The sequence below is a fragment of the Niveispirillum sp. KHB5.9 genome (genome assembly GCF_048066115.1).
Taxonomy (GTDB): Bacteria; Pseudomonadota; Alphaproteobacteria; order Azospirillales; family Azospirillaceae; genus Niveispirillum.
This window is the reverse complement of record NZ_JBLTYX010000027.1, coordinates 12296-31563: the sequence shown is the minus strand read 5'-3', so window position 1 is coordinate 31563 and position 19268 is coordinate 12296. Positions and strand designations below refer to the sequence as shown.

Sequence of the window (19268 nt, the reverse complement as noted above, 5' to 3'; positions counted from 1 at the left end):
CGAAACAAGGACTGGTCTGCGCCCATTAATGGAAGGCGCCATCCCTTTCCCGCCCGGCGGAGATCACAACTTTTCCTAGCGACAGCGCCCATAAATTTATTGCAACGGCTGTCCTGGGCAAGATATTCTTGGCCCGAACAGACCGACGATGCGCCCAAGTCATTAGAAGCGATCGGGAAACCGATATTTCCGGCGACAAGAGCATGTCGGCTCCGCGGCACCCGCCTGCGTGATGTCCGACGGCCTGGCTGACGGGGATGAGGGTACGGATGCCTGCCGACATGTCGTTGGAGTCCAGAGTGGAGCCTCCTGCCGCCGCCATCGGGGGCCTGGCGGGTACGGGCCCCGGCGGCATCGCCCTGGATCGTCCGGAAGGGCATCCTCTGCTGGTCCCGTTCCTGATCGTTGTCGCGGACAGCGTCCTTTTGCAGATATTGACCAGCCTGGCCACGATGCTGCGCGAGGAAATGGCCGTCTGGATGCCCATCGGGATCAATCCCAGCCTCTTCCACAGCATTCACATCATGGTCCTGTTCCTTCCCCTGCTCTACATGGCCGCCGGCCTGACGCCGGGATATGGCCGGGTCGGGGTGGAGCGGTTGCGCACGCGGGTGACGGTGACCGCGACCTTCTTCGCCTCGATGCTGCTGTTCGACCATGTGGCGCAGGGGGGGCAATGGTCACGCGGCATCCTGCTCATCACCGGCGCCCTGGCCGTCATCGTGATGCCGGTCGGCGATGCGCTGGTGCGGCACTTCCTCATCCGCCGGAACCTGTGGGGAACGCCGGTCGCGGTATTGGGGCCGCCGTCCGAGCGGGCGCGCCTGCTGGCGGAACTGAACGCCCATCCCGAGCTTGGCTGGGTGCCCGTCCTGGAAGCGGACACCGCACCTTCATCGGCGCCGCCCGGCGTCAATCTGGCCCTGCTGACCTCCGACGGGCTGAACCTGTCGGTCCTGGCCCATGCCGACCGGCTGCCCTTCCGCAAGGTGGTGCTGGCCTGCGGCCTCACCAACACGCAGAGCCAGTGGGTCGCCTCGCGCGATCTGGGGGGACAGCTGGGGCTGGAAATGCAGCGCAACCTGCTGCTGCCCTGGAACCGGGCCGTGAAGCGGGTGATGGATCTGCTGCTGGTGCTGGTGCTGCTGCCCCTGGCGGCGCTGATCTGCCTGCCTTTCGTGGCGGGTCTGCTGGTCCTGTCGCCCGGCCCGGTCTTCTATGCCCAGCAGCGCCAGGGGCTGAACGGCCGGCCGATCCAGGTGCTGAAACTGCGCAGCATGTATCCCGATGCCGAGGCGCGGCTGGCCGCCCTGCTGGCGGAATCGCCCGCTGCCCGCGCCGAATGGACGGCGACGCTGAAACTGCGCCACGATCCGCGGCTGATCCCGGGCATCGCGGCCCTGATGCGCCGGTTCAGCATCGATGAGCTGCCGCAGCTGCTGAACGTGCTGAAGGGGGAGATGAGCATTGTCGGCCCCCGTCCCTTGCCCGGCTATCATCTCGACGCGCTGACGCCCGACGCCTGCGCCCTGCGCCGCAAGGTGCGGCCCGGCATCACCGGCCTGTGGCAGGTATCGGGGCGCAGCGCCCTGCCGATGCAGGAGATGGAACGGCTGGACGGTTATTATGTGCGCAACTGGTCGATCTGGCTCGACATCCACATCCTGGCGCGCACGGCCGTCGAGGTGATGCGGGGCCGGGGGGCCTGGTGACCGGCCCCGGTGCCCCGCCGCCCACGACACCGATCCTGGGCATTCCCGTGCATGTGCTGACCCTGCCCGATGCGGTGGCCCTGGCGGCAGAATGGCTGCGCCGGGGGGAAAAGACCTATCTCTGCCATGCCGATGCCCGCTCCATCCTGGCCGCCCGCGACGATCCGGCTTTCCGCCGGGCGCTGGCCGGTGCCGGTTTTGTCGGGGCCGACGGCATGCCGCTCGTCTGGATGGAGCGTTGGCGCGGCCTGCCCGGCGGGCGTGTCTACGGGCCGGACTTCATGCAGGCCATGATGGCCCATGGCGTCACCGCGACGGAGCGGCCGCTGCGCCATTTCCTTTTCGGTTCCACCCCGCAGGTGCTGGACCGGCTGACGCGCAGGCTGGCCGACGGGCATCCGGGCCTGTTGATCGCGGGCAGCTTCTCGCCCCCCATGGGCACCTGGGACGAGGCGGCGGACCGGGCCCACCGGGCGCTGATCAACGACGCCCGGGCGGACATCGTCTGGGTATCCCTGGGCGCACCGCGCCAGGAACTGTGGATGGCGCGCAACCGGCCGCATTTGCAGGCCCCGCTATTGTGCGGTGTCGGCGCCGCCTTCGATTTCCTGTCGGGGGTCAAGCCGCAGGCCCCGCGCTGGCTGCGCCGGATCGGCCTGGAATGGGCTTTCCGGCTTTTGTCGGAACCGCGCCGGCTGGCGGGGCGCTATGCGCGCACGCTGCCGCGTTTCATGGCCCTGGCCCTGGCGGAGGAGATGCGCCGGCGCCGGCAGGGGGCCGGCGATCAGCGCCGGACCTGAAGGAACCCCTGTTCGGTGCCCACCAGCCGCAGTGCCGTCAGGATGCCGGTGGCATAGGCGCCCGTATCGATGCCGATACGGTTGGGCAATTTCTCGGGCGCGGCCGTGATCGTATGCCCGTGGACGATCACGCGGTCATGCGGGCGTGGATCGGACAGGAACGGTTCGCGGATGCGCAGAAGATCGACAGGGCTCTGCTCGGTGAAGGCCCGGCCGGGCCGGATGCCGGCATGGACGAAGCCGTAATCCCCGATGGCGCAGGAATGGTCCAGCCCATGCAGGAAATCCAGATGGGCCGGCGGCATCCTGTCCGGCAGTTCCGCGCGCAGCCGGGCCAGCAGGGCCGGCGTCGGTGACCGGGGCGGGGCCAGGCCATAGCTGGCGACCGTCTCCATGCCGCCGAAGGCCAGCCAGTCCATGCCGCCGGCCCGGCCATCCAGGAAATCGACCAGGGCCGCCTCATGGTTGCCGGCCAGGTGACGGACCCCGCATCCGGGCAGCGGGTCCCCGGCCAGGATGTCCAGCACGCCCCGGCTATCCGGTCCGCGATCGATGTAATCGCCCAGGAAGACCAGGATGGTGGCCGATGGCGGATGATCGGCCGCGTCGGCGCGGATCGCCTCCAGCATGCGTTCCAGCAACCGGCTTTCGCCATGGATATCGCCGACCGCATAGACGCGCAGCCCGTCGGGAACGGCGGGCGGGCCGGATCGGGGTGGGGGCCCCGCCGGCGGGGCCCGTCTCATGATTCTGGCGGAAAACGCATCGAGCAGGAAACGCATGGTCGGGAAAAACTGCCAGCAGGGTTGGAACCGGTAACGCGGCAAGATATACGGCCTTGCCCCATCCTGCTGCAAAGCCATGATGGCGGTCGGTTGGTCATCGAAGGCGGCAGCGGCGGCAATGTTGGCAAGACACATCCATTTCAGGCTGTTCGCCGGCATCCTGCTGCTGTCGCCATTGCCGCTGGGATCGAACCGGCCCGTCACCTGGACCCTGCTGGCCCTGGTGGTGGGGCTGCTCTGCCTGGCCTGGCCGCTGGTGCTGCGCCGGGAACCGGATGCGCCCGTCCTGTCCGTGCGGGCCCTGGCGCTGCCGCTGGCCCTGTTCGGGGCCTGCCTGGCCTGGGCCGTCCTGCAAACCGTGCCCGGCCTGCCGCGGGACTGGCACCACCCGCTCTGGGCCGGGGTGGCCGGTGCGCTGGCGCCGGAACAGGCGGTCGCGGGGCGGATCGGCCTGTCACCCTCCGCCGCCTTCGCCGGCATCCTGCGCCTGCTCTGCTATGCCGGGATCGTCTGGCTGGCCTTCCTGCATGCCGGTTCGCGCCGGCGGGCCTGGCGCCTTGTCGATCTGCTGGCCCTGGCGGGGGCCGCCTATGCGCTTTACGGGCTGTGGGTACAGGTTACCGGGGCCCGCAGCATCCTGTGGATGGAGAAATGGGCCTATCAGGATGTGCTGACCAGCACCTTCGTGAACCGCAACAGCTACGCCACCTTCGCCGGCCTGGGCATTCTATGCGCGCTGACATCGGTGCTGCGCCGGCTGAGCGACGAGGAGGGGGTGATCCGCCCGCTGCGCAATTTCGACCGGACGACCGGCCTTTACGCCCTGGGCGGGCTGGCCATGGTCCTGGCGCTGGCCGCCACGGAATCGCGGGGCGGCATGCTGGCCATGATCGCCGGCCTGGCGGCCTATCCGGTCCTGCTGTTCCTGGCGGGACGGCCCGCGCGGCAGCGGCTGGTCCTGGGGCTGGTCCTGGGGCTGGGGGCCGTGGGGCTGATGATGGTCCTGATCGGCCTTGTGCCGGCCACGCCGGGGGGGGATATCGCCGACCGGCAGCGCATCTATCGGACCGTGGCCGGCCTGATCGCGGAACGGCCCTGGCTGGGCCACGGGCTGGGCAGCTTCCCCGCCGTCATGGCCATGGCCCGGACCCCGGATATCGCGCAGGTCTGGACGGAGGCGCACCAGACCTATCTGGAACAGGCCCTGGAACTGGGCATCCCCGCCGCCTGCCTGCTGCTGCTGGCCATCCTGTCGCTTGCCGCCCATTGCCTGCTGGGCCGCGACCGGCGGCCGAACGACCGGTTGCTGCGGGCCCTGGCCCTGTCGGCGACCCTGCTGGTCGCCGTCCATGCCACGGTGGATTTCAGCATGCAGATCCCGGCCGTGGCCGTGACCTGGGCCGCGATCATCGGCACGGTGGCGGGCCGCTACGGCACCCGCGCGGCCGGCACCGCCCCGGTCAGAATGGTGGGGTTGCCGTGAACAATCCGGTCATCGGCGTCCTGGGGCCGGTCCTCCTGGGCGATTTCAGCGATCTGTTTCCCGCCGATCTGGCTGCGGGCGGCCCTTTGCGGGGGCTGGGGGGGCCACCGGTCCACCTGCACACGCGTGAACTTCTCAGGCGGGGCCATCGGGTGATCCTGTTCACCTTCGATGCCGGCGTCGGGGCGGAGCTCGTCCTTGAAACCGACCGTCTGAAAATCTGCATCCTGCCCTATGGGCGGCACCGGGGCCGGACCTGTTTCCGGCAGGAACGGCTGGCCCTGTTGCGGTCCCTGCGGCGGGAGCGGCCCGATATCCTCAGCGCCCACTGGACGTACGAATTCGCCCTGGCCGCCATCGCCAGCGGCATTCCGCACGTCGTCACGGCCCATGATGCGCCCTGGCGGATTCTGCGCCATAACTTCATTCCCTATCGCATGGTGCGCACCGCCATGGCCTATCCCGCGTGCAGGGGGGCACAGCGCCTGGCCGCCGTTTCCCCTTATGTCGCCGGGCATCTGCGCCGGTTCGGCTTTCGCGGCGGCGCCATCGACATCATCCCCAATGGCCTGCCCTCCGCCCTGTTCCAGGCCCCGCCGCCGCGCAGCCCAGGTGCCGCCCCGACATTCGGCAGCCTGTTCAGCGGCGGCTGGGAAGGCCCGAAGAACGGGTCGACCCTCATCGAGGCCTTCGCCCTGCTCCGGCGGGAGCTGCCGCAGGCCCGTCTGCTGATGATCGGCGAACAGTGCGGCCCGGCCGGGCCGGCGGCTTCATGGGCCCGATCCCGCGGCCTGGATGCCGGCATTGTGTTTCTCGGCCACCGGACCCATACGGATGCCATGGCCTTGCTGGGCGGCGAGATCGACATCCTGGTCCACCCTTCGCTTGAGGAGTCGTTCGGCATGACACTGATCGAAGCCGGCTTCATGGGTCTGCCCGTCATCGCCGGACAGGATAGCGGTGCGGTTCCCTGGGTGCTGGGGGAGGGGAAATACGGCATGCTGGTCGATGTGCGTTCGCCCGCCGCCATTGCCGGGGCCATGGCGGGGCTGGGCCGGAACGAACGGCAACGGCGCCAGCTGGGAGAGGCGGCCCGGACGGCCGTGCGCGAACGGTTCGATATCGCGCGGACCACGGATCTGTATGAAGAGATTTTCGCACAGCTCGCCCATCGCCATGACTGAGGGCGGGGGGATAACCGGGGCGGTGATCGGCCGGTCGCTGCGCTGGTCCTTCGGGCTGGCCGGGGCGGGCGCCATTCTCCAGTTCCTGCTGGCCGCCGTGCTGGCCCGGTTTCTCGCACCGACCGACTATGGTCTTGTCGCGGCGGCGACGGCGGGGATGCGCCTTCTCCAGTATCTGTCCGATCTCGGCATCGCCCAGACGGCGACGCAGAAGCCCGATTTCGACCGGGGCCGCGATGCGCCGGTCCTGTTCACCATCGCCCTCCTGGTCAATGCCGCCCTCGTGGCGGCGGTCTGGCTTCTGGCCCCGTCCCTGGGGGGCGGTGATCCGCATGTGACCGCCATCCTGCGCGTGATGGCGTCATGCATGCTGCTGAACGCCGCGGCGCAGACGGGCCTGGGCCTGCTGCGGCGCGATCTGGATTTCCGGACGATCGGCCTGATCAATCTGGCGGCCATGGTGCTGGGACAGGGGCTGGTGGCGCTGCCGCTGGCCTGGGCGGGCTTCGGCCCCTGGAGCCTGGTGGCCGGCACGCTGACGCAATCGGGCGTGATCGCGGCCCTGGTCCTGGCCCGTGTCCGCCATCCCGTCCGGCCGGCCGGCTTCACCGCGTCGCGCCTGCGCGCCCTGGCGTCGCGGGCCTGGGGGTTTTCGCTGCTGCGCATCCTGGACAGCGCCGGCCTTCACACATTGCCCATCATCGTGCTGCTCCTGGCGGGCACCGGTGCGGCGGGCCTGTGGGACCGGGCCCTGGTCCTGACCCTCATCCCGCTGGAAATGCTCTATGGCACCTTGGGCCAGGTGCTGTTTCCCGCCTTCAGCCGGTTGGACGGGGACCGCGACCGGCTGCGCCGGTCCTGGCTGTCGGTGCTGCTGCTGCTGCCTTTCCTGGTGGCCTGCATCGCCGCCGGCATGGCCGCCGCCGCCGGGCCGCTGGTGGCGGTGGCCCTGGGGCCGGCATGGGCACCGGCCGCCGGACCCGTCTTCTGGCTGGCGCTGTGGGCCGCGTTGCGCAGCGTGGGCCATATCTGCGGCACCTTGCTGGAAGGCGGGGGACGGCTGGGGACGCGGGGCGTGATACAGACGGGTTATCTGCTGGTCCTGGCGGCCCTGCTGGCCATCGTCCGCCCGGAAGGGGCGGCGCAGACGGCCCGCATCCTGGTGTTTGCCGATACGCTGCTCCTGGTCCCCCTGGTCATGGCGGCGGCCCATGCCTGCGGGGCGCGCTGGCGCGACGCCTTCGCCCGGCTGGGGCTGGCCTTCCTGCCCGCCCCCCTGGTGGGGCTGGCCATCCATGTGACGGTCGACCTCCTGGCGCCGGCGCCGGCCCTCCTGACCCTGCTGGCCGCCATCGCGACCGGGGCCGTGGCCCTGGCGCTTTGCGTGGCGTTCCATCCCTCGCGGGAATTGCGGCGGCTGATCGTCAACCGGGCGCTGGGGGACACGCTGGCCTTCGATAGGGGGCGCCACGGCCTGACCGGACGCCTGATGCGGTTCCTGGAGCGGTAGAGATGCGGGTTCTTCATGTGCTGGCGGCCCTGGCCCCCTCGGGCGCGGAGCGGATGCTGGAAGTGGCGGGGCCGCTGGCGGCGGCGGACGGGGTGCGGTCCACCATCCTGTCCACCGGGGAAGGGGATATCGGCCCCTTCGCACCGCGCCTGGCCGCCGCCGGCTATACGCTGCACCATATCCCCTTCAGCCGCGATACCGCCTTCCTGCGGCATCTGGCCGGCTGGCTGCGGCGGGAACGGTTCGATGTGGTGCATATCCATTGCGAGCGCGCGTCCTTCTGGATCGCGGCGGCGGCCTGGGCGGCGGGCACGCGCCGGATCGTGCGGACCTTCCACGCCATCTTCGCCTTCCAGGGCCTGCTGCGCTGGCGGCGGGCGCTGCAGCGGGCCGCGCTTCGCCACCTGTTCGGCGTGACCGGTACCGCCCATTCCGCCTCCGTCATCGCCAACGAGGCCCGGTTGTTCGGCAATCCGGCGGGTTTTGTCCCCGCCTGGATCGATCCCTGCTTCCAGCCCCCGTCCGCCGGGGAGCGGGAACAGGCGCGCCGGCAATTCGGGCTGGGCCCCGACAGGGTCGCGCTGGTCTGCGTCGGGTCCTGCATGGCGGTGAAGAACCATACGGCCCTGATCGAAGCGGTGGCCCGGCTGGTGGACCAGGGACACGATCCGCTGCTGCTGCATGCCGGCTCCGGCCCGCTGGAGAGGGAGGAGAAGGCCGCCGCCGCCGCCCTGGGCGTCACGGACCGGGTGCGTTTCCTGGGGCCTGTCGATGATGTGCGGGGCCTGCTGCGGGCGGGCGACATCTTCGCCATGCCGTCCTTGCGCGAAGGGCTGGGCATCGCGGCCCTGGAAGCGCTGGCCTGCGGCCTGCCGGCCCTGTTCACCGAAACGGACGGGCTGCGCGACATGCGCGACCTGGCGCCCGTGGCGCGCTGGACGGGCCCGGATGCCGGTTCCATCGCCGGCGGGCTGGCGGAACTGATCGCCATCCCGGCCGCGGAACGGCAGGCACGGGCCGCCCTGGCCGCCGCCGCCACGCAGCGCCGGCACGGGGCCGCCACCGCCTGGTCGATCCTGCACGCGATCTACACCGCCCGCCCGTCCAGCACCTGACGATAGAGGGCAAGCCGCCCGGCCAGGATATGGGCGGGGGCATAGCGGCTTTCATAGGCGGCGCGCCCCGCCCGGCCCATCCGGCGCAACAGGGCCGGATCACCCGTCAGTTCCGCGATCTTGCGTGACCAGACCGCCGGTTCATGGGGTGGGATGAGGTGACCGGTCACGCCTTCCTCGATCATGCTTTCCACCGCCCCGCCGGATGACGCCAGCACCGGCAGACCGTGCGCCAGGGCCTCGGCCACCACCAGCGGGAAATTCTCGCGGCACAGGGTGGGAAAGACCAGCAGGGCGGCCCGCGCCATGGCCCGGGACACGTCCGCCGGCGACTGCCGGCCCAGGAAACGCACGCCCGGCGGAATATCCAGCGAAGGACCGCCCTCGGCCGGGCTGTCGCCGATCACGTCCAGCGGCACCCGCAGATGCCGCCAGGCCTCCAGCACGGTGGCCAGCCCCTTTTCCGGGGACAGGCGGCCCACGAACAGCACACCAGCCCGGTCGTCATTGCCAGCCGGCTCCGGGCCCGGATCGGGCACCACGGGCGGGCTGATGACGATACGGTCGGCGGGCAGGCCGCCGGCCACCAGGGTCCGGGCCGAGGAGGGGGACAGGGCGATGAACCGGTCGACCTTGCGCCGCCAGGTGCCCAGCAGGTTGTGCGCGCCGATCAGCGCCGCCATGGCCGTGCTGGCCACGACACTGTCGCGGTAGCAGGCATGGACCACCCCCGGCCAGGGCACGCGGCGGCCCAGGCAATCCTCGCAGGATTTCCCGTCGCGCAGCAGCAGGGCATTGGCGCAGAGCAGGCGGAAATTATGCAGCGTCTGGACGGTGGGCACACCCAGCGCCCGGGCCGCGTCATGCACCGAGGGGGAGAGCAGCGGAAAGGTGTTGTGGACATGCACGATGTCGGGCCGGAAGCGGCGGATCGCCCCCGTGGCGGCGGCATGGCCCTCTGATGACCAGATCAGGTGGCGGGCCACGCCCAGCCCGCCCTGGACCCGCTGGTTGTCCTCCAGCAGCAGATCGACCTCGACGCCGCCCCGGCGCAGCAGGGCCAGTTCGGCATCGACCGCGACATCCTCGCCGCCGCGATGGCGATACCGTTCATGGATGATCAGAACGCGCATGGTCGGCCATGACCTCCACCATATGGACCAGGGCGGCCCGCGTCACCGCCGCCGGCACCTGCTCCCCCGTATCGATCAGCAGGGCGTTGGCGGTGGTCGCGGCCAGGGCACGATAGGCCGCCACCTGCCGCTCCGCCTCCGCCGGGGTCGCCTCGCCCTTGCGGCGCACCAGTTCCGCCGGGTCGGCAACCAGGAACAGGGCCCCCAGCGGCGGGGCGGCGGCGGCGGCCAGCCGCCGGACGGCCGCGTCCCCCAGGTCGATGCCGCGCCGCCGGGGGGCCACGATGTAATCGAAGCCGTAGCGGTCGAACAGCACCAGCCGGCCCGCCACCAGATGCGGGCGGACATGCAGCCAGTGGCCCAGGCGGAAATCCAGCCAGGCCAGGCCCCAGCGCAGCCAGGACCGGATCTTTCCATGCGGCCGTTCCGCCGCCGTGCCCGCGACCGGCGCCAGGGCCTGCGACCGGCGCGGCCAGAGGAAGGGCCGCGTATGCAGGATGCGGACACCGCTGGCCAGCTGCCGCGGGATGGTCCATTCCAGACTGTCCAGCAGCGATGTCTTGCCGGCACCGTCGGGACCGCTGAGCGCCCAGAGCACCCCCGGCGGTCGCCGCCGGCGCGCCCACCGGTCGGCCAGTTTCGCCGCGACCAGCCGCAGCACCAGGGCCGGCCGGCACAGCAGGGCCATGGCCAGGGCGGAGAGACGGCCCGGGGGCAGAATGCCGAAGGCGGTCCGCTGATGGGCGGGCGTCACATGGGCATCGGCCGACCGCGACCGGCCATGCGACAGCCTGTATTCCAGGGCCCGCACGCTGCGCGCATCCTGCCCGTCCAGGCGGCGCGCACCCTCCTCGACCCGGGATGCCGCGAACAGGCGGGCCGGATCGGCGAAGGGAATGCCGCGCGCGCTCAAGGCCCGGTGCAGATCGACCTGCAGGAACTCCCCAGCATCGTTACGAGCCAGGAACAACAGCAGGCAGCTTCCTTTCGGTACCGACATGACCAGCTGCCAGCCCAGCGGCGTCGCCACCTCCAGGACCAGTTCGCGCCATTGCGCCCAGGGGTGCCAGGCGGCCAGCAGATCGGCATCCCTTCCGGTCAGCGGGGCGTCGGCGGCGGCTCCGTCCAGGCGGGCCAGCGGCCAGCTCCTGGCCTCGGCCGCGCGCAGCAGTCCGGCCAGCAGGTCGGTGCGGGTCATCGCCGCCACCGTTCGCGCAGCGCATCCCACAGGGCCTCTCCCATGACGGATTTCACCAGTTCCTTGATGCGCGCCAGCCGGATCATGCCCTTGCCCGCCAGCAGCCGGGAAAAGGCCTCGGGCGTGGTGCGGCTGGTGACGGGCAGGCCGGGCAGCAGGCCCGACAGGTCATCGTCGGCCAGGCCCCAGCGCATGGTGCGGACGATCCGGTATCCGTGCGCCGCCGCACGGTCGGCCAGACCGGGCGGACAAAGGCCACCCGGCGGCGCCAGCCAGTCGATCTCCCGCCCCGCCAGGCCGGCCAGGATCGACCGGGACCGGGACAGTTCATGATCCAGCTCGGCCGGCTCCATGCGGTCAAACCGCCCATGGGTCAGGCCATGGGCGCCGATGATGTGGCCGGCCGCCGCCAGTTCGGTCACCTGCGCGGCCGTCAGCCGCCCCGGTTCCCCCAGGCGGCCGGCGGGCACCAGGAACACACCACGCAGGCCGCGCCGTTCCAGCAGGGCGCCGGCCAGGGCATGGTCGGCCGTGGCATCGTCGAAGGTGATGAACAGGCCCCGCCCGTCGCCCAGGCGCAGCGGCCCGCCCGCCGCCTCCATCCGGGCGCCCAGGGCCAGAAGCTGGTCGAGCTGCCGCTCGAAGGTCGCCACGGCCACGTCATGGAACCGCTCGGCAGCGCCCTCAACGATCCGGTGATAGACCAGGATGGCATGGGTCATGACGCGGTCTCCAGGGCACCATAGATCGCCGCCACGCGGGCCGGCCAGGTGAAGGTCCGATGCGCATGGGTCCGCGCCCCGTCCGACAGCCGGGCCCAAAGGTCCGGCTCGTCGATCAGCCGCTGTGCCGCCTGCGCCAGTCCGGCGATGGCCGTGGCGGGATCGGGGGCGGGCATGGCGAAGCCCGTCCCTTCCACCACCAGCCCCGGCGGCCCGCCCAGGGCCAGACAGATCACCGGCAATCCGGCGGCCATCGCCTCGGCCGCCGCCATGCCGCCGCTGTCATGCAGGGCCGGGAACAGCAGGGCATGGGCCTCGCCCAGCTGCGCCCAGGCCTGGGCGCGCGGCAGGGCGCCATGGAAACGGACCCGGCCGGCGATGCCCAGGCGGCGGGCCTGGTCTTCCAGCCGCCGCCGGCAGGGACCGTCCCCGATCACGGCCAGCCGCCAGTCGGCCTGGAGGCGGGCCAGGGCCGACAGGGCCAGATGCACACCCTTGTGCGCCAGAAGATCGCCCAGGATGATGAAGCGGAAGGGCCCCCCCGCCGGGGGAACCGGCGCCATCCGCGCCAGGTGATCCAGATCGGCGGGCTTCAGGGCCACCTGCGACACGGTCAGGGGATGCGCCGCCCCCAGGGCCTTCAGGCAGGCCGCCGTCTCCGGGGTGGAGGCGACTGCCAGACGGCAGCCGCGCGCCGTGGACCGCATGAAGCCGCCCCGGCCCGGCAGGGCGCGCACCGCCTCGTAGAGGCAGGCCCGCACGCCCAGATCCGGCCAGAAGGCGGCAGGGGTGCGCTCCCCCCCGCCCACCGGACCCCAGATGAAGGGCAGGCCGGCCTTGGACAGGCCGCAGAAGGACCAGTATTGGGCAAAGGTCACGTGATGGCCCAGGTCGCTGCCCCGCTCGGCCGCGATGCGCCGCAGCACCGGCACGGCGCTGACCTGCCAGGCGATGTAATGCAGCCGTACACTCAGACCGCCCCATGATTTTTTCAGGCGGTGGACCGCCGGCGGCAGCTGATGCCAGTGGAAGCGCAGCCGCGGCCGGGGCCGCAGCGCCAGTTCCGCCTCGATCGCGGCCCGGTTGCCGGCCTGGGTCAGGATATCGACCTCATGGCCGGCATCGGCCAGGGCGGTGGCCCAGCCCCAGCCCACCCCCGGCTCGGACCCCCGGTCGGGATTGCAGGAATAGGCGGAGAGCAGGATGCGCATGCCTAGACCCGCCGCAGCAGGAAGGTCAGGTTGGTGGCGGCCAGGTCCTCCGGCGGCAGATGGGCGAATTCGCCATGGGGCCGGATACGGGCCAGTTCCGCCAGTTCCGCCGGGCCGCCGCCATCCACCCGCCAGACCAGCCGCTCGAAGGGCAGGCCGTCCAGCAGGCGCGCATGCTGGGACGGGCGCAACCGGTTCAGGGGGGTGAAACGGTTATCGAACCAGCGCTTCCAGGCGGCGCTGGAATAGCGCAGGAAATTGAAGCGCGACAGGCGCGGATCGGCAATCGCGTAAAGATCATCGAGCTGGATGGTCGCCAGATAAAGCCCGCCCGGCCGCAGACAGCGCGCCGCCTCCTCATGCATGGCCCGCACCACGGGTGGCGGGGGATAGATCAGGACCTGGGTGCAGGTCACCAGATCGACGGAACCCGACGGCACGGGAAAGGGCGCGTGGGCCGGCGCGTGATAGACCATGTCCTCGGCGGCCAGCAGATCATCGACGGTCCCGTCGCCCCCGATATGGGGATGGGGGGCCGCCCCGTCGATCCCGGTCAGGCGGCGGGCCACGTCCGGCACCTTGTCCCGGCACAGCAGGGCGGTGACATCGGTCAGGATCTGGCGGCCCATGCCATGGCGGCGGAAGGTCAGGGGGATCACGGGCAGCCAGCCGCTGCCGATCTCCAGATGCGCCGCCACATCCGACGGGGCCACGCCCGCGGCTTCCCGCATCAGGCGCAGATGCGACAGGGCCTCCGCATGCTTGCTGTCGATATTGATCAGCACATCGGAGGGGGACAGGATCCGCCGGGTCTGCTGGCGCTGATAGAAGGCGGGGCCGAAGGGGACCGCCCCCAGCAGGCGCTGGACCGCTACCTTGGCCAGGAACCGGATCATCGGGAAACCCCTTCATTGGTCAGGCGGCCATCGGCCGGCACCAAATCGGCGGCCATGGCCATGATATCATCGAACGCCGCCCACAGGTCCCGCTGCTCGATCTCCCAGGAATGGGACCAGAGATGCAGCACGCCGCCCTGCCGGCGGGCGCGGGCGAACAGCACCGCCATGGCCGCCGGCAGCCCCGCGCCCGATCGCAGATCGGACAGCACGCCCAGACGGCCGCCGCCGCCGCCATGGCGCAGCCAGTTGCGCAGCAGGGCCGGCAGGCCGTGATGGAAGATCTGGGCCGTCGTGCCCATGGCGAACGGGTCGGGACCCGGCTCCAGGCACAGCATGCGGGTGGTGCGGGCATAGGTGAAACCCGCCTCGCGCGCCAGGGCCCGGCCCCAGCGGCCGGGATGCCCGCCCGGATAGGCGAAGCCGCGCACCGGCGCGCCCAGCACATCCTCCAGCCAGTGCCGCCCCTCCTCGATCTGGCGTCGCGCCTGTTCACGGGACAGGCCGGGCAGCCGGACATGGTCGCTGGTATGGGCGGCCAGTTCGAACCCCTCGGCGGCCAGGGCGCGGATATCGGCGGCGGCCATCACGGGCCGCCCCTCCACATTGTGGCGGGGCACGTAAAAGGTGCCGGGCAGGCCGCGCCGGGCCAGTTCGTCGGCGACACGGCGGTCCAGGGGGTGGCCATCGTCCCAGGAGGTGGTGAGGCGCAACGGCACGCGATCAGGCATCGCCGTCCCTCCGGGCCAGGATCGTGGCCCCGACATAAAGGGCGGGTTCGCGTGAGACCAGCCGGTCGAGGGCCGCCGCCGCGAAGCCCAGAAGCTGGAAGGGCAGGGACAGGCCGAAGGCCAGCGCCAGCAGGGCCGCATCCCCGGCCCCCCGGCCGGATCGCCAGCCGCGCCGGTGCGCGACCAGCAGGCGGCCGGGCAGGTCGGCCAGAAGCGAGGTGACCAGCAGGAACGGCCCGCCCCGGCATTCGGCGGCCACCGGCGTGAAGCCGGCATTGCGCAGGTCCATCGCCATGCCCGCCACCGTCCAGCGCCAGAGGTCGCGGCTGCGGCCCGCCCCGCACAGGAAGGGAAAGGAGACCAGCAGCATCCCGCCCGGCTTCAGCACCCGGTGCGCCTCGGCCAGGGCGCGGCCCGTGTCCGGCACATGCTGCAACAGGTGGAAGGCGGTGACCAGGTCGGCCACCCCGTCGGCCAGGGGCAGGAAACAGGCATCGGCGACCAGTTCGGCCCGGTCATCGGCGACGGCATCGACCGCCACCATGCGCAGGCCGGGCCAGACCTGTTCCAGATGCCGGGCGAAGGGGGCGGTGCCGGCCCCCAGATCGAAGCCCAGCCGGACGGACGGTTCCCCGCCGTCGGCCAGATGACGGTGGATGAAGGACCGGACCAGGGCGCGTTCCGGCAGCACGATGTTCTGCAGGCGGCGATAGGCCGGGACAAGCGAACCGATCATGGAACGACCCTCCCCAGAATTCCGTCGATCAGGGCCAGCAGCCGCTGCTGGATACGGCGCGTGGGGCGGGCGTAGAGATCGGCGATGTCCGGCTCCGCCTGCTGCTCCTCCAGGCGGGTGGCATAGCGCAGCAGGAACAGCGCCAGTTCCAGCGCCGGACGGGCGGTTCCCCGCGGCAGCAGCAGCGTGGCCAGCGGCACCACCGCCGTTCCCGCCAGGACCGACGGCACCGTTCCCCACAGGGCGGCCCGCCGCAGAAGCGGCAGAAGCGTCCATTGCAGGCGGTCCTGGCTGCTGGGCGCCTGCGGCTCGAAATACTCGTAATCCAGCAGCATCGGCCCGGCGGGACCGTCCAGCACGTTCCAATAGACGAAGTCGCCATGGATGGGGCCACAGCGGACCGGCTCATCGGCGAAACGGTCGAGCAGCCGCAACCGGTGCTTCTCGAACCGGGGCGGCAGGGGATCATGCAGGATCGCGCGCACCGGCCGCAGGCCTGACGGTGCCCCCTCATAGGGGCCGGGACGGGGCGACAGGGCATTCCAGCGGGTCAGCACCCGCCCCGGCTCGAAGGTCAGCCAGATCGCCCCCCAGTCGCCATGATCATGGCTGCCCAGAAGGCCGGGCCGGCGGAACGGGGCACAGGGCGGCGGCCCGGCATAGGCGGCGACCTCGCGGTGCATCAGGGCGTTGGCATGGGGATGCATCGCCAGTTTCACAAAGCCCCTGCCGCCGGCCAGCCGGATGGCGACCTTGGCAGGATCGATCAGATCGGCCTTTTCGATGCCGGAAGGAATGCCGGCCGCGACAAGCAGGGTCACACATCGGTCAAGATCAGGCATGGCGACTTCACAGGATAGGATAACGGAATGTCTGCCGATCACTGGGTTGATCTTGGGGCCGCCGCCGGATTGCGCGCGGGTGGCGCGGGTTCGCGGCAAGCTGCCATAAGTTGAGGACAGGTCAAAGCCTGATGATGGATGGGGGCTGAAACGCCACGTTGGCCGGGCCGCGGCGACTGCAACCGTTCCGGCTTGACCTTGTCCCCGGTTCCTCCGCATGGTGTCGCGCATCGCGCAATATCTCGGCTCCTGCCACCGGGTGGCCAGGAAACATGGAAATGTGTTCATGACCGTCCCCGCTAAGAGCGAAATCGCATCCGGTACCGGAACGAGGCATGTCGGCCTTGTTTCGGAGATCGATATTCGCCGCACCTTGTCCATGCTGTGGCGCCGGCGCTGGATGATCGCGGCGATCCTGGCGCTGTCGGTCGTGGGAAGCTGGCTGTTCGTCTCGCGCATCGAACCGGTCTATACGGCGACGACGCAGGTGATGATCGACAGCCGGCGCACGCGCATCGTCGATATCAAGGAGGTGCTGTCGCAATTGTCGCCGCAGCTGGTGACGGTGACAAGCGAGGTGGAGGTCATCCGCTCCCGCGCCCTGGCCCAGCGGGTGTCGGATACGCTGGATCTCTACAAGGACCCGGAATTCAACCCGCGCCTGCGCCCCCAGCAGGAAAGCCGGATCGGCGCCCTGGTCGAGGTCGTGAAGAACACGGTCCGCTCCCTCTTCGGCGGGGGCGGCCAGGACACCCCGCCGACCCCGGCGGACGAGCGGGAGAACGTGGTCAGCCGGGTCCATGGCGGCCTGTCGGTATCCGTGGTCCCGCAATCGATGGTCATCCAGCTCTCCTACCAGTCGACATCGCCCCACACCGCGTCCCGGCTGGCCAATGCCTTCGCCGAGGCCTATATCGCCGAACAGCTCGAAGCGAAATTCGAGGCGATCCGCTATGCCACCTCCTGGCTGAACGACCGGCTGGCGTCCCTGCGCCAGACGGTGGGGGAGTCCGAGCGGGCGGTGAACGCCTATCGCGCCGAACATAATATCCAGGAAAGCCGCGGCCAGCCTGCCAACCAGCAGAAGCTGGGCGAACTGACGACGCAGCTGATCGCCCTGCAGGCGCGCCGGGTGGAACAGGAAGCCCGTCTGGCCCGGGTGGAACAGATGCGGGCCAGCGGCGCAGCCGGCGCGCTGCGCGCCGACGAGCTGCTGGACAGCCCCCTGGTGCTGAAGCTGAAGGAGCAGGAGGCGACCCTGGCGCGCGAGGCGTCGGAAATGGCGTCCCGCTATGGCGACCGTCACCCGCAGATGGTCAAGGTGAAGGCGGAGCTTGAGGAAATCACCGCCCGCATCAACACGGAAATCAACAAGCTGGCCTCGGGCCTGCGCAGCGACGTCGCCGTGCTGCGCGACCGGGAGGCGGGGCTGTCGGGCCAGATCCGGGCGCTGGAGACCAATGCCTTCTCGCAGAACACCGCCGAAGTCCGCCTGCGGGAACTGGAGCGGGAGGCGCAGGCCAACCGCGCCATCTATGAAACCTTCCTGACGCGCTTCAAGGAAACCGGCGAGCAGGAGCGTATCCAGCAGGCCGACAGCCGCATCATCTCCCTGTCCACCCCGCCGAAAGTGCCCTCCTATCCGCGCAAGGGGGCGATGGTGCTGGGGGCCGCCATTGTCGGGCTGATCCTGGCCGTGGCCCTGGCCATGATCATCGAACAGTTCGACAACACGTTCCGCTCCGGCCTGCAGGTGGAACAATATACCGGGGTCCCGGCCCTGGGGCTGATCCCCGAGATCCGCAACGCGGGCGCGGATGTCCGGGTTGAATCCTATGTGGTGGACAAGCCGGAATCCTCCTATGCCGAGGCGTACCGCATCGCCTGGTTCGCGGCCAAGCACGCGGCCAACGCGCCCGATCCGCAGGTGCTGGTCATCACCTCGTCGGTGCCGGAGGAGGGCAAGAGCCTGACGGCCCTGTCGATGGCGCGCACGGCCTCCGGGCTGGGGCTGAAGACCATCCTGATCGACGCCGATCTGCGCCGCGCCTCGATCGCCTCGAAGATGGGCATCCAGCCGGAAAAGACCATCGCCAAGGTCCTGACGGGGGAGATCACGCTGGCCGACGCGGTGATGCGCGATCCGATCTCCGGCCTGGATGTGCTGCCCGGCATCCCCTCCAACCGCCGCGTCATCGATCTGCTGCGCGTCTCCGACGAGCTGCGGGCCCTGGTCGAGACGCTGCGGAAGAATTACGACATCATCATCATCGACAGTCCGCCCGCCCTGTCCGTGGCCGATATCCAGATGCTGGCCCGTCTGGCGGATGCCACCTTGTTCTGTGTCCGATGGGATGCCACGCCGCGGGAAAGCGTGCAGGCGGCGCTGCGGTCGCTCCAGGACCATCAGGTCCAGCTTTCGGGCATCCTGCTGACGCGCGTCAATGTCCAGCGGCATGCGAGTTACGGCCACCGTGACATCGGGTATTATTATGGCCGCTACCACAGCTATTACACGGAATGACCGGCGCGGCGGCCGGCGGGTCCGCCAGCACTCCACGGCGGCCCTGCTGTCGGTCGGGATCGGGGCGGCCCTGACGCTGCTGGCCCTGCCCCGGCTGGCCGGGGAAGGAACCGTGTGGGCCGCGCGGGAGGGATTGCTGTCCACGGCGCCGGGACCGGACCTGACGCCGGCCATGGCCGGGCGGCTGACGGACATGGCGGGGCCCGCCCTGCTGGCGCCCGCCTTCGCGGAGGCCGGGACGATCTGGCTGCGCCTGGCCCTGGAAGGGCGGGAAGGGGGCGGGACCCTTCTGCCCGCCGCCCGCCAGGCCTTCGCGCACAGTCTGGCCCTGGCGCCCGCCGAGCCGCTGACCTGGTTCCGGCTGAGCTATGCCGCGTCCCGGGAGGGGTGCCTGGAGGCGGCCGCCCGTGCCTGGCGGATGGCCGTGCTGACCGGCACCTTCGATCCGCAGATGATGGAATACCGGCTCGGCCTCGGTTTCAGCCTCTGGCCCCACATGGACGCGGCGGGCCGGGCCGCCATGGGACGCCAGCTGGCGGTCTTCTGGTCATGGGGACCGGGCACGGTCTCCGAACTGACCGAGCGTGACGGGGCGCGCGACATCGTGCGCCTGGCCCTTGCCGACCGGCCCGACATCGTCGCCGACATCGAACGGCGCATCGCCCTGCGCCAGGGGAAGTGACGGC

At 70.7% G+C, this 19268-nt stretch carries 17 protein-coding genes; 8 read left to right on the top strand and 9 right to left on the bottom strand.

Features of this window, described 5'->3' with window-relative positions; translation table 11 throughout:
* Nucleotides 1–299: 299 nt before the first annotated feature.
* Complete coding sequence (locus ACM9HJ_RS27705) at nucleotides 300–1712, top strand: sugar transferase (RefSeq protein ID WP_416575035.1); 1413 nt, start codon at nucleotides 300–302, stop codon at nucleotides 1710–1712.
* Complete coding sequence (locus tag ACM9HJ_RS27700; RefSeq protein WP_416575034.1) at nucleotides 1709–2512, top strand: WecB/TagA/CpsF family glycosyltransferase; 804 nt, start codon at nucleotides 1709–1711, stop codon at nucleotides 2510–2512. The genes ACM9HJ_RS27705 and ACM9HJ_RS27700 overlap by 4 nt, the downstream gene beginning before the upstream one ends.
* Here ACM9HJ_RS27700 and ACM9HJ_RS27695 read toward each other — a convergent pair.
* Nucleotides 2497–3258: a metallophosphoesterase gene (locus tag ACM9HJ_RS27695; protein WP_416575033.1), complete on the bottom strand. Its 762-nt coding sequence runs from the start codon at nucleotides 3256–3258 to the stop codon at nucleotides 2497–2499. The genes ACM9HJ_RS27700 and ACM9HJ_RS27695 overlap by 16 nt on opposite strands.
* Nucleotides 3259–3415: 157 nt before the next feature.
* Here ACM9HJ_RS27695 and ACM9HJ_RS27690 point away from each other — a divergent pair, with 157 nt between their 5' ends.
* From ACM9HJ_RS27690 to ACM9HJ_RS27675, 4 genes are read left to right on the top strand one after another with little or no spacing between them, the layout of a single operon-like run.
* The gene (locus ACM9HJ_RS27690; RefSeq protein WP_416575032.1) at nucleotides 3416–4780 is read left to right on the top strand and encodes an O-antigen ligase family protein; all 1365 of its coding nucleotides are present in this window, start codon (nucleotides 3416–3418) and stop codon (nucleotides 4778–4780) included.
* A complete protein-coding gene (locus ACM9HJ_RS27685; RefSeq protein WP_416575031.1) occupies nucleotides 4777–5964 on the top strand; it encodes a glycosyltransferase family 4 protein in 1188 nt (395 codons plus the stop codon). Before ACM9HJ_RS27690 ends, ACM9HJ_RS27685 begins: the two co-directional genes overlap by 4 nt.
* Nucleotides 5965–5986: 22 nt before the next feature.
* The gene (locus ACM9HJ_RS27680) at nucleotides 5987–7474 is read left to right on the top strand and encodes an oligosaccharide flippase family protein (RefSeq protein ID WP_416575030.1); all 1488 of its coding nucleotides are present in this window, start codon (nucleotides 5987–5989) and stop codon (nucleotides 7472–7474) included.
* Between the two features lie 2 nt (nucleotides 7475–7476).
* The gene (locus ACM9HJ_RS27675; RefSeq protein ID WP_416575029.1) at nucleotides 7477–8589 is read left to right on the top strand and encodes a glycosyltransferase; all 1113 of its coding nucleotides are present in this window, start codon (nucleotides 7477–7479) and stop codon (nucleotides 8587–8589) included.
* Here the strand turns inward: ACM9HJ_RS27675 and ACM9HJ_RS27670 are convergent.
* Genes ACM9HJ_RS27670 through ACM9HJ_RS27635 form a run of 8 tightly spaced genes read right to left on the bottom strand, consistent with a single transcriptional unit; the run spans nucleotide 8562 to nucleotide 16058 of the window.
* Nucleotides 8562–9722, bottom strand: a complete 1161-nt coding sequence (locus ACM9HJ_RS27670; protein WP_416575028.1) for a glycosyltransferase — start codon at nucleotides 9720–9722, stop codon at nucleotides 8562–8564. The two genes, ACM9HJ_RS27675 and ACM9HJ_RS27670, sit on opposite strands and share 28 nt — an antisense overlap.
* The gene (locus ACM9HJ_RS27665; RefSeq protein ID WP_416575027.1) at nucleotides 9700–10920 is read right to left on the bottom strand and encodes a hypothetical protein; all 1221 of its coding nucleotides are present in this window, start codon (nucleotides 10918–10920) and stop codon (nucleotides 9700–9702) included. Before ACM9HJ_RS27665 ends, ACM9HJ_RS27670 begins: the two co-directional genes overlap by 23 nt.
* Entirely contained in the window at nucleotides 10917–11642 is a 726-nt protein-coding gene (locus tag ACM9HJ_RS27660; protein ID WP_416575026.1) for a polysaccharide deacetylase family protein, read from the bottom strand. Before ACM9HJ_RS27660 ends, ACM9HJ_RS27665 begins: the two co-directional genes overlap by 4 nt.
* Nucleotides 11639–12853 carry a glycosyltransferase family 4 protein gene (locus tag ACM9HJ_RS27655; RefSeq protein WP_416575025.1) on the bottom strand — a complete coding sequence of 405 codons (1215 nt, stop codon included), beginning with the start codon at nucleotides 12851–12853 and terminating at the stop codon, nucleotides 11639–11641. Before ACM9HJ_RS27655 ends, ACM9HJ_RS27660 begins: the two co-directional genes overlap by 4 nt.
* A gap of 2 nt (nucleotides 12854–12855) precedes the next feature.
* Nucleotides 12856–13749: a class I SAM-dependent methyltransferase gene (locus tag ACM9HJ_RS27650; protein WP_416575024.1), complete on the bottom strand. Its 894-nt coding sequence runs from the start codon at nucleotides 13747–13749 to the stop codon at nucleotides 12856–12858.
* On the bottom strand, nucleotides 13746–14480 hold the full coding sequence (locus tag ACM9HJ_RS27645) for a polysaccharide deacetylase family protein (RefSeq protein ID WP_416575023.1): 735 nt from the start codon (nucleotides 14478–14480) through the stop codon (nucleotides 13746–13748). The genes ACM9HJ_RS27650 and ACM9HJ_RS27645 overlap by 4 nt, the downstream gene beginning before the upstream one ends.
* On the bottom strand, nucleotides 14473–15216 hold the full coding sequence (locus ACM9HJ_RS27640) for a class I SAM-dependent methyltransferase (RefSeq protein ID WP_416575022.1): 744 nt from the start codon (nucleotides 15214–15216) through the stop codon (nucleotides 14473–14475). The genes ACM9HJ_RS27645 and ACM9HJ_RS27640 overlap by 8 nt, the downstream gene beginning before the upstream one ends.
* A complete protein-coding gene (locus ACM9HJ_RS27635; protein WP_416575021.1) occupies nucleotides 15213–16058 on the bottom strand; it encodes a hypothetical protein in 846 nt (281 codons plus the stop codon). Before ACM9HJ_RS27635 ends, ACM9HJ_RS27640 begins: the two co-directional genes overlap by 4 nt.
* A gap of 286 nt (nucleotides 16059–16344) precedes the next feature.
* On the opposite strand from ACM9HJ_RS27635, the gene ACM9HJ_RS27630 reads away from it, so the two are divergent.
* Nucleotides 16345–18582, top strand: coding sequence for a GumC family protein (locus ACM9HJ_RS27630; protein WP_416575020.1), 2238 nt, complete (start codon nucleotides 16345–16347; stop codon nucleotides 18580–18582).
* A complete protein-coding gene (locus ACM9HJ_RS27625; protein WP_416575019.1) occupies nucleotides 18551–19264 on the top strand; it encodes a hypothetical protein in 714 nt (237 codons plus the stop codon). Before ACM9HJ_RS27630 ends, ACM9HJ_RS27625 begins: the two co-directional genes overlap by 32 nt.
* The last annotated feature ends 4 nt before the right edge of the window (nucleotides 19265–19268 follow it).

What these genes read in the sequence shown, in the direction of transcription:
- ACM9HJ_RS27695 (WP_416575033.1), bottom strand. Translation starts at nt 3,258, where the DNA reads ATGAGACGGGCCCCGCCGGCGGGGCCCCCACCCCGATCCGGCCCGCCC.
- ACM9HJ_RS27690 (WP_416575032.1), top strand. Translation starts at nt 3,416, where the DNA reads ATGTTGGCAAGACACATCCATTTCAGGCTGTTCGCCGGCATCCTGCTG.
- ACM9HJ_RS27675 (WP_416575029.1), top strand. Translation starts at nt 7,477, where the DNA reads ATGCGGGTTCTTCATGTGCTGGCGGCCCTGGCCCCCTCGGGCGCGGAG.
- ACM9HJ_RS27670 (WP_416575028.1), bottom strand. Translation starts at nt 9,722, where the DNA reads ATGCGCGTTCTGATCATCCATGAACGGTATCGCCATCGCGGCGGCGAG.
- ACM9HJ_RS27665 (WP_416575027.1), bottom strand. Translation starts at nt 10,920, where the DNA reads ATGACCCGCACCGACCTGCTGGCCGGACTGCTGCGCGCGGCCGAGGCC.
- ACM9HJ_RS27660 (WP_416575026.1), bottom strand. Translation starts at nt 11,642, where the DNA reads ATGACCCATGCCATCCTGGTCTATCACCGGATCGTTGAGGGCGCTGCC.
- ACM9HJ_RS27655 (WP_416575025.1), bottom strand. Translation starts at nt 12,853, where the DNA reads ATGCGCATCCTGCTCTCCGCCTATTCCTGCAATCCCGACCGGGGGTCC.
- ACM9HJ_RS27650 (WP_416575024.1), bottom strand. Translation starts at nt 13,749, where the DNA reads ATGATCCGGTTCCTGGCCAAGGTAGCGGTCCAGCGCCTGCTGGGGGCG.
- ACM9HJ_RS27645 (WP_416575023.1), bottom strand. Translation starts at nt 14,480, where the DNA reads ATGCCTGATCGCGTGCCGTTGCGCCTCACCACCTCCTGGGACGATGGC.
- ACM9HJ_RS27640 (WP_416575022.1), bottom strand. Translation starts at nt 15,216, where the DNA reads ATGATCGGTTCGCTTGTCCCGGCCTATCGCCGCCTGCAGAACATCGTG.
- ACM9HJ_RS27635 (WP_416575021.1), bottom strand. Translation starts at nt 16,058, where the DNA reads ATGCCTGATCTTGACCGATGTGTGACCCTGCTTGTCGCGGCCGGCATT.
- ACM9HJ_RS27630 (WP_416575020.1), top strand. Translation starts at nt 16,345, where the DNA reads ATGACCGTCCCCGCTAAGAGCGAAATCGCATCCGGTACCGGAACGAGG.
- ACM9HJ_RS27625 (WP_416575019.1), top strand. Translation starts at nt 18,551, where the DNA reads ATGGCCGCTACCACAGCTATTACACGGAATGACCGGCGCGGCGGCCGG.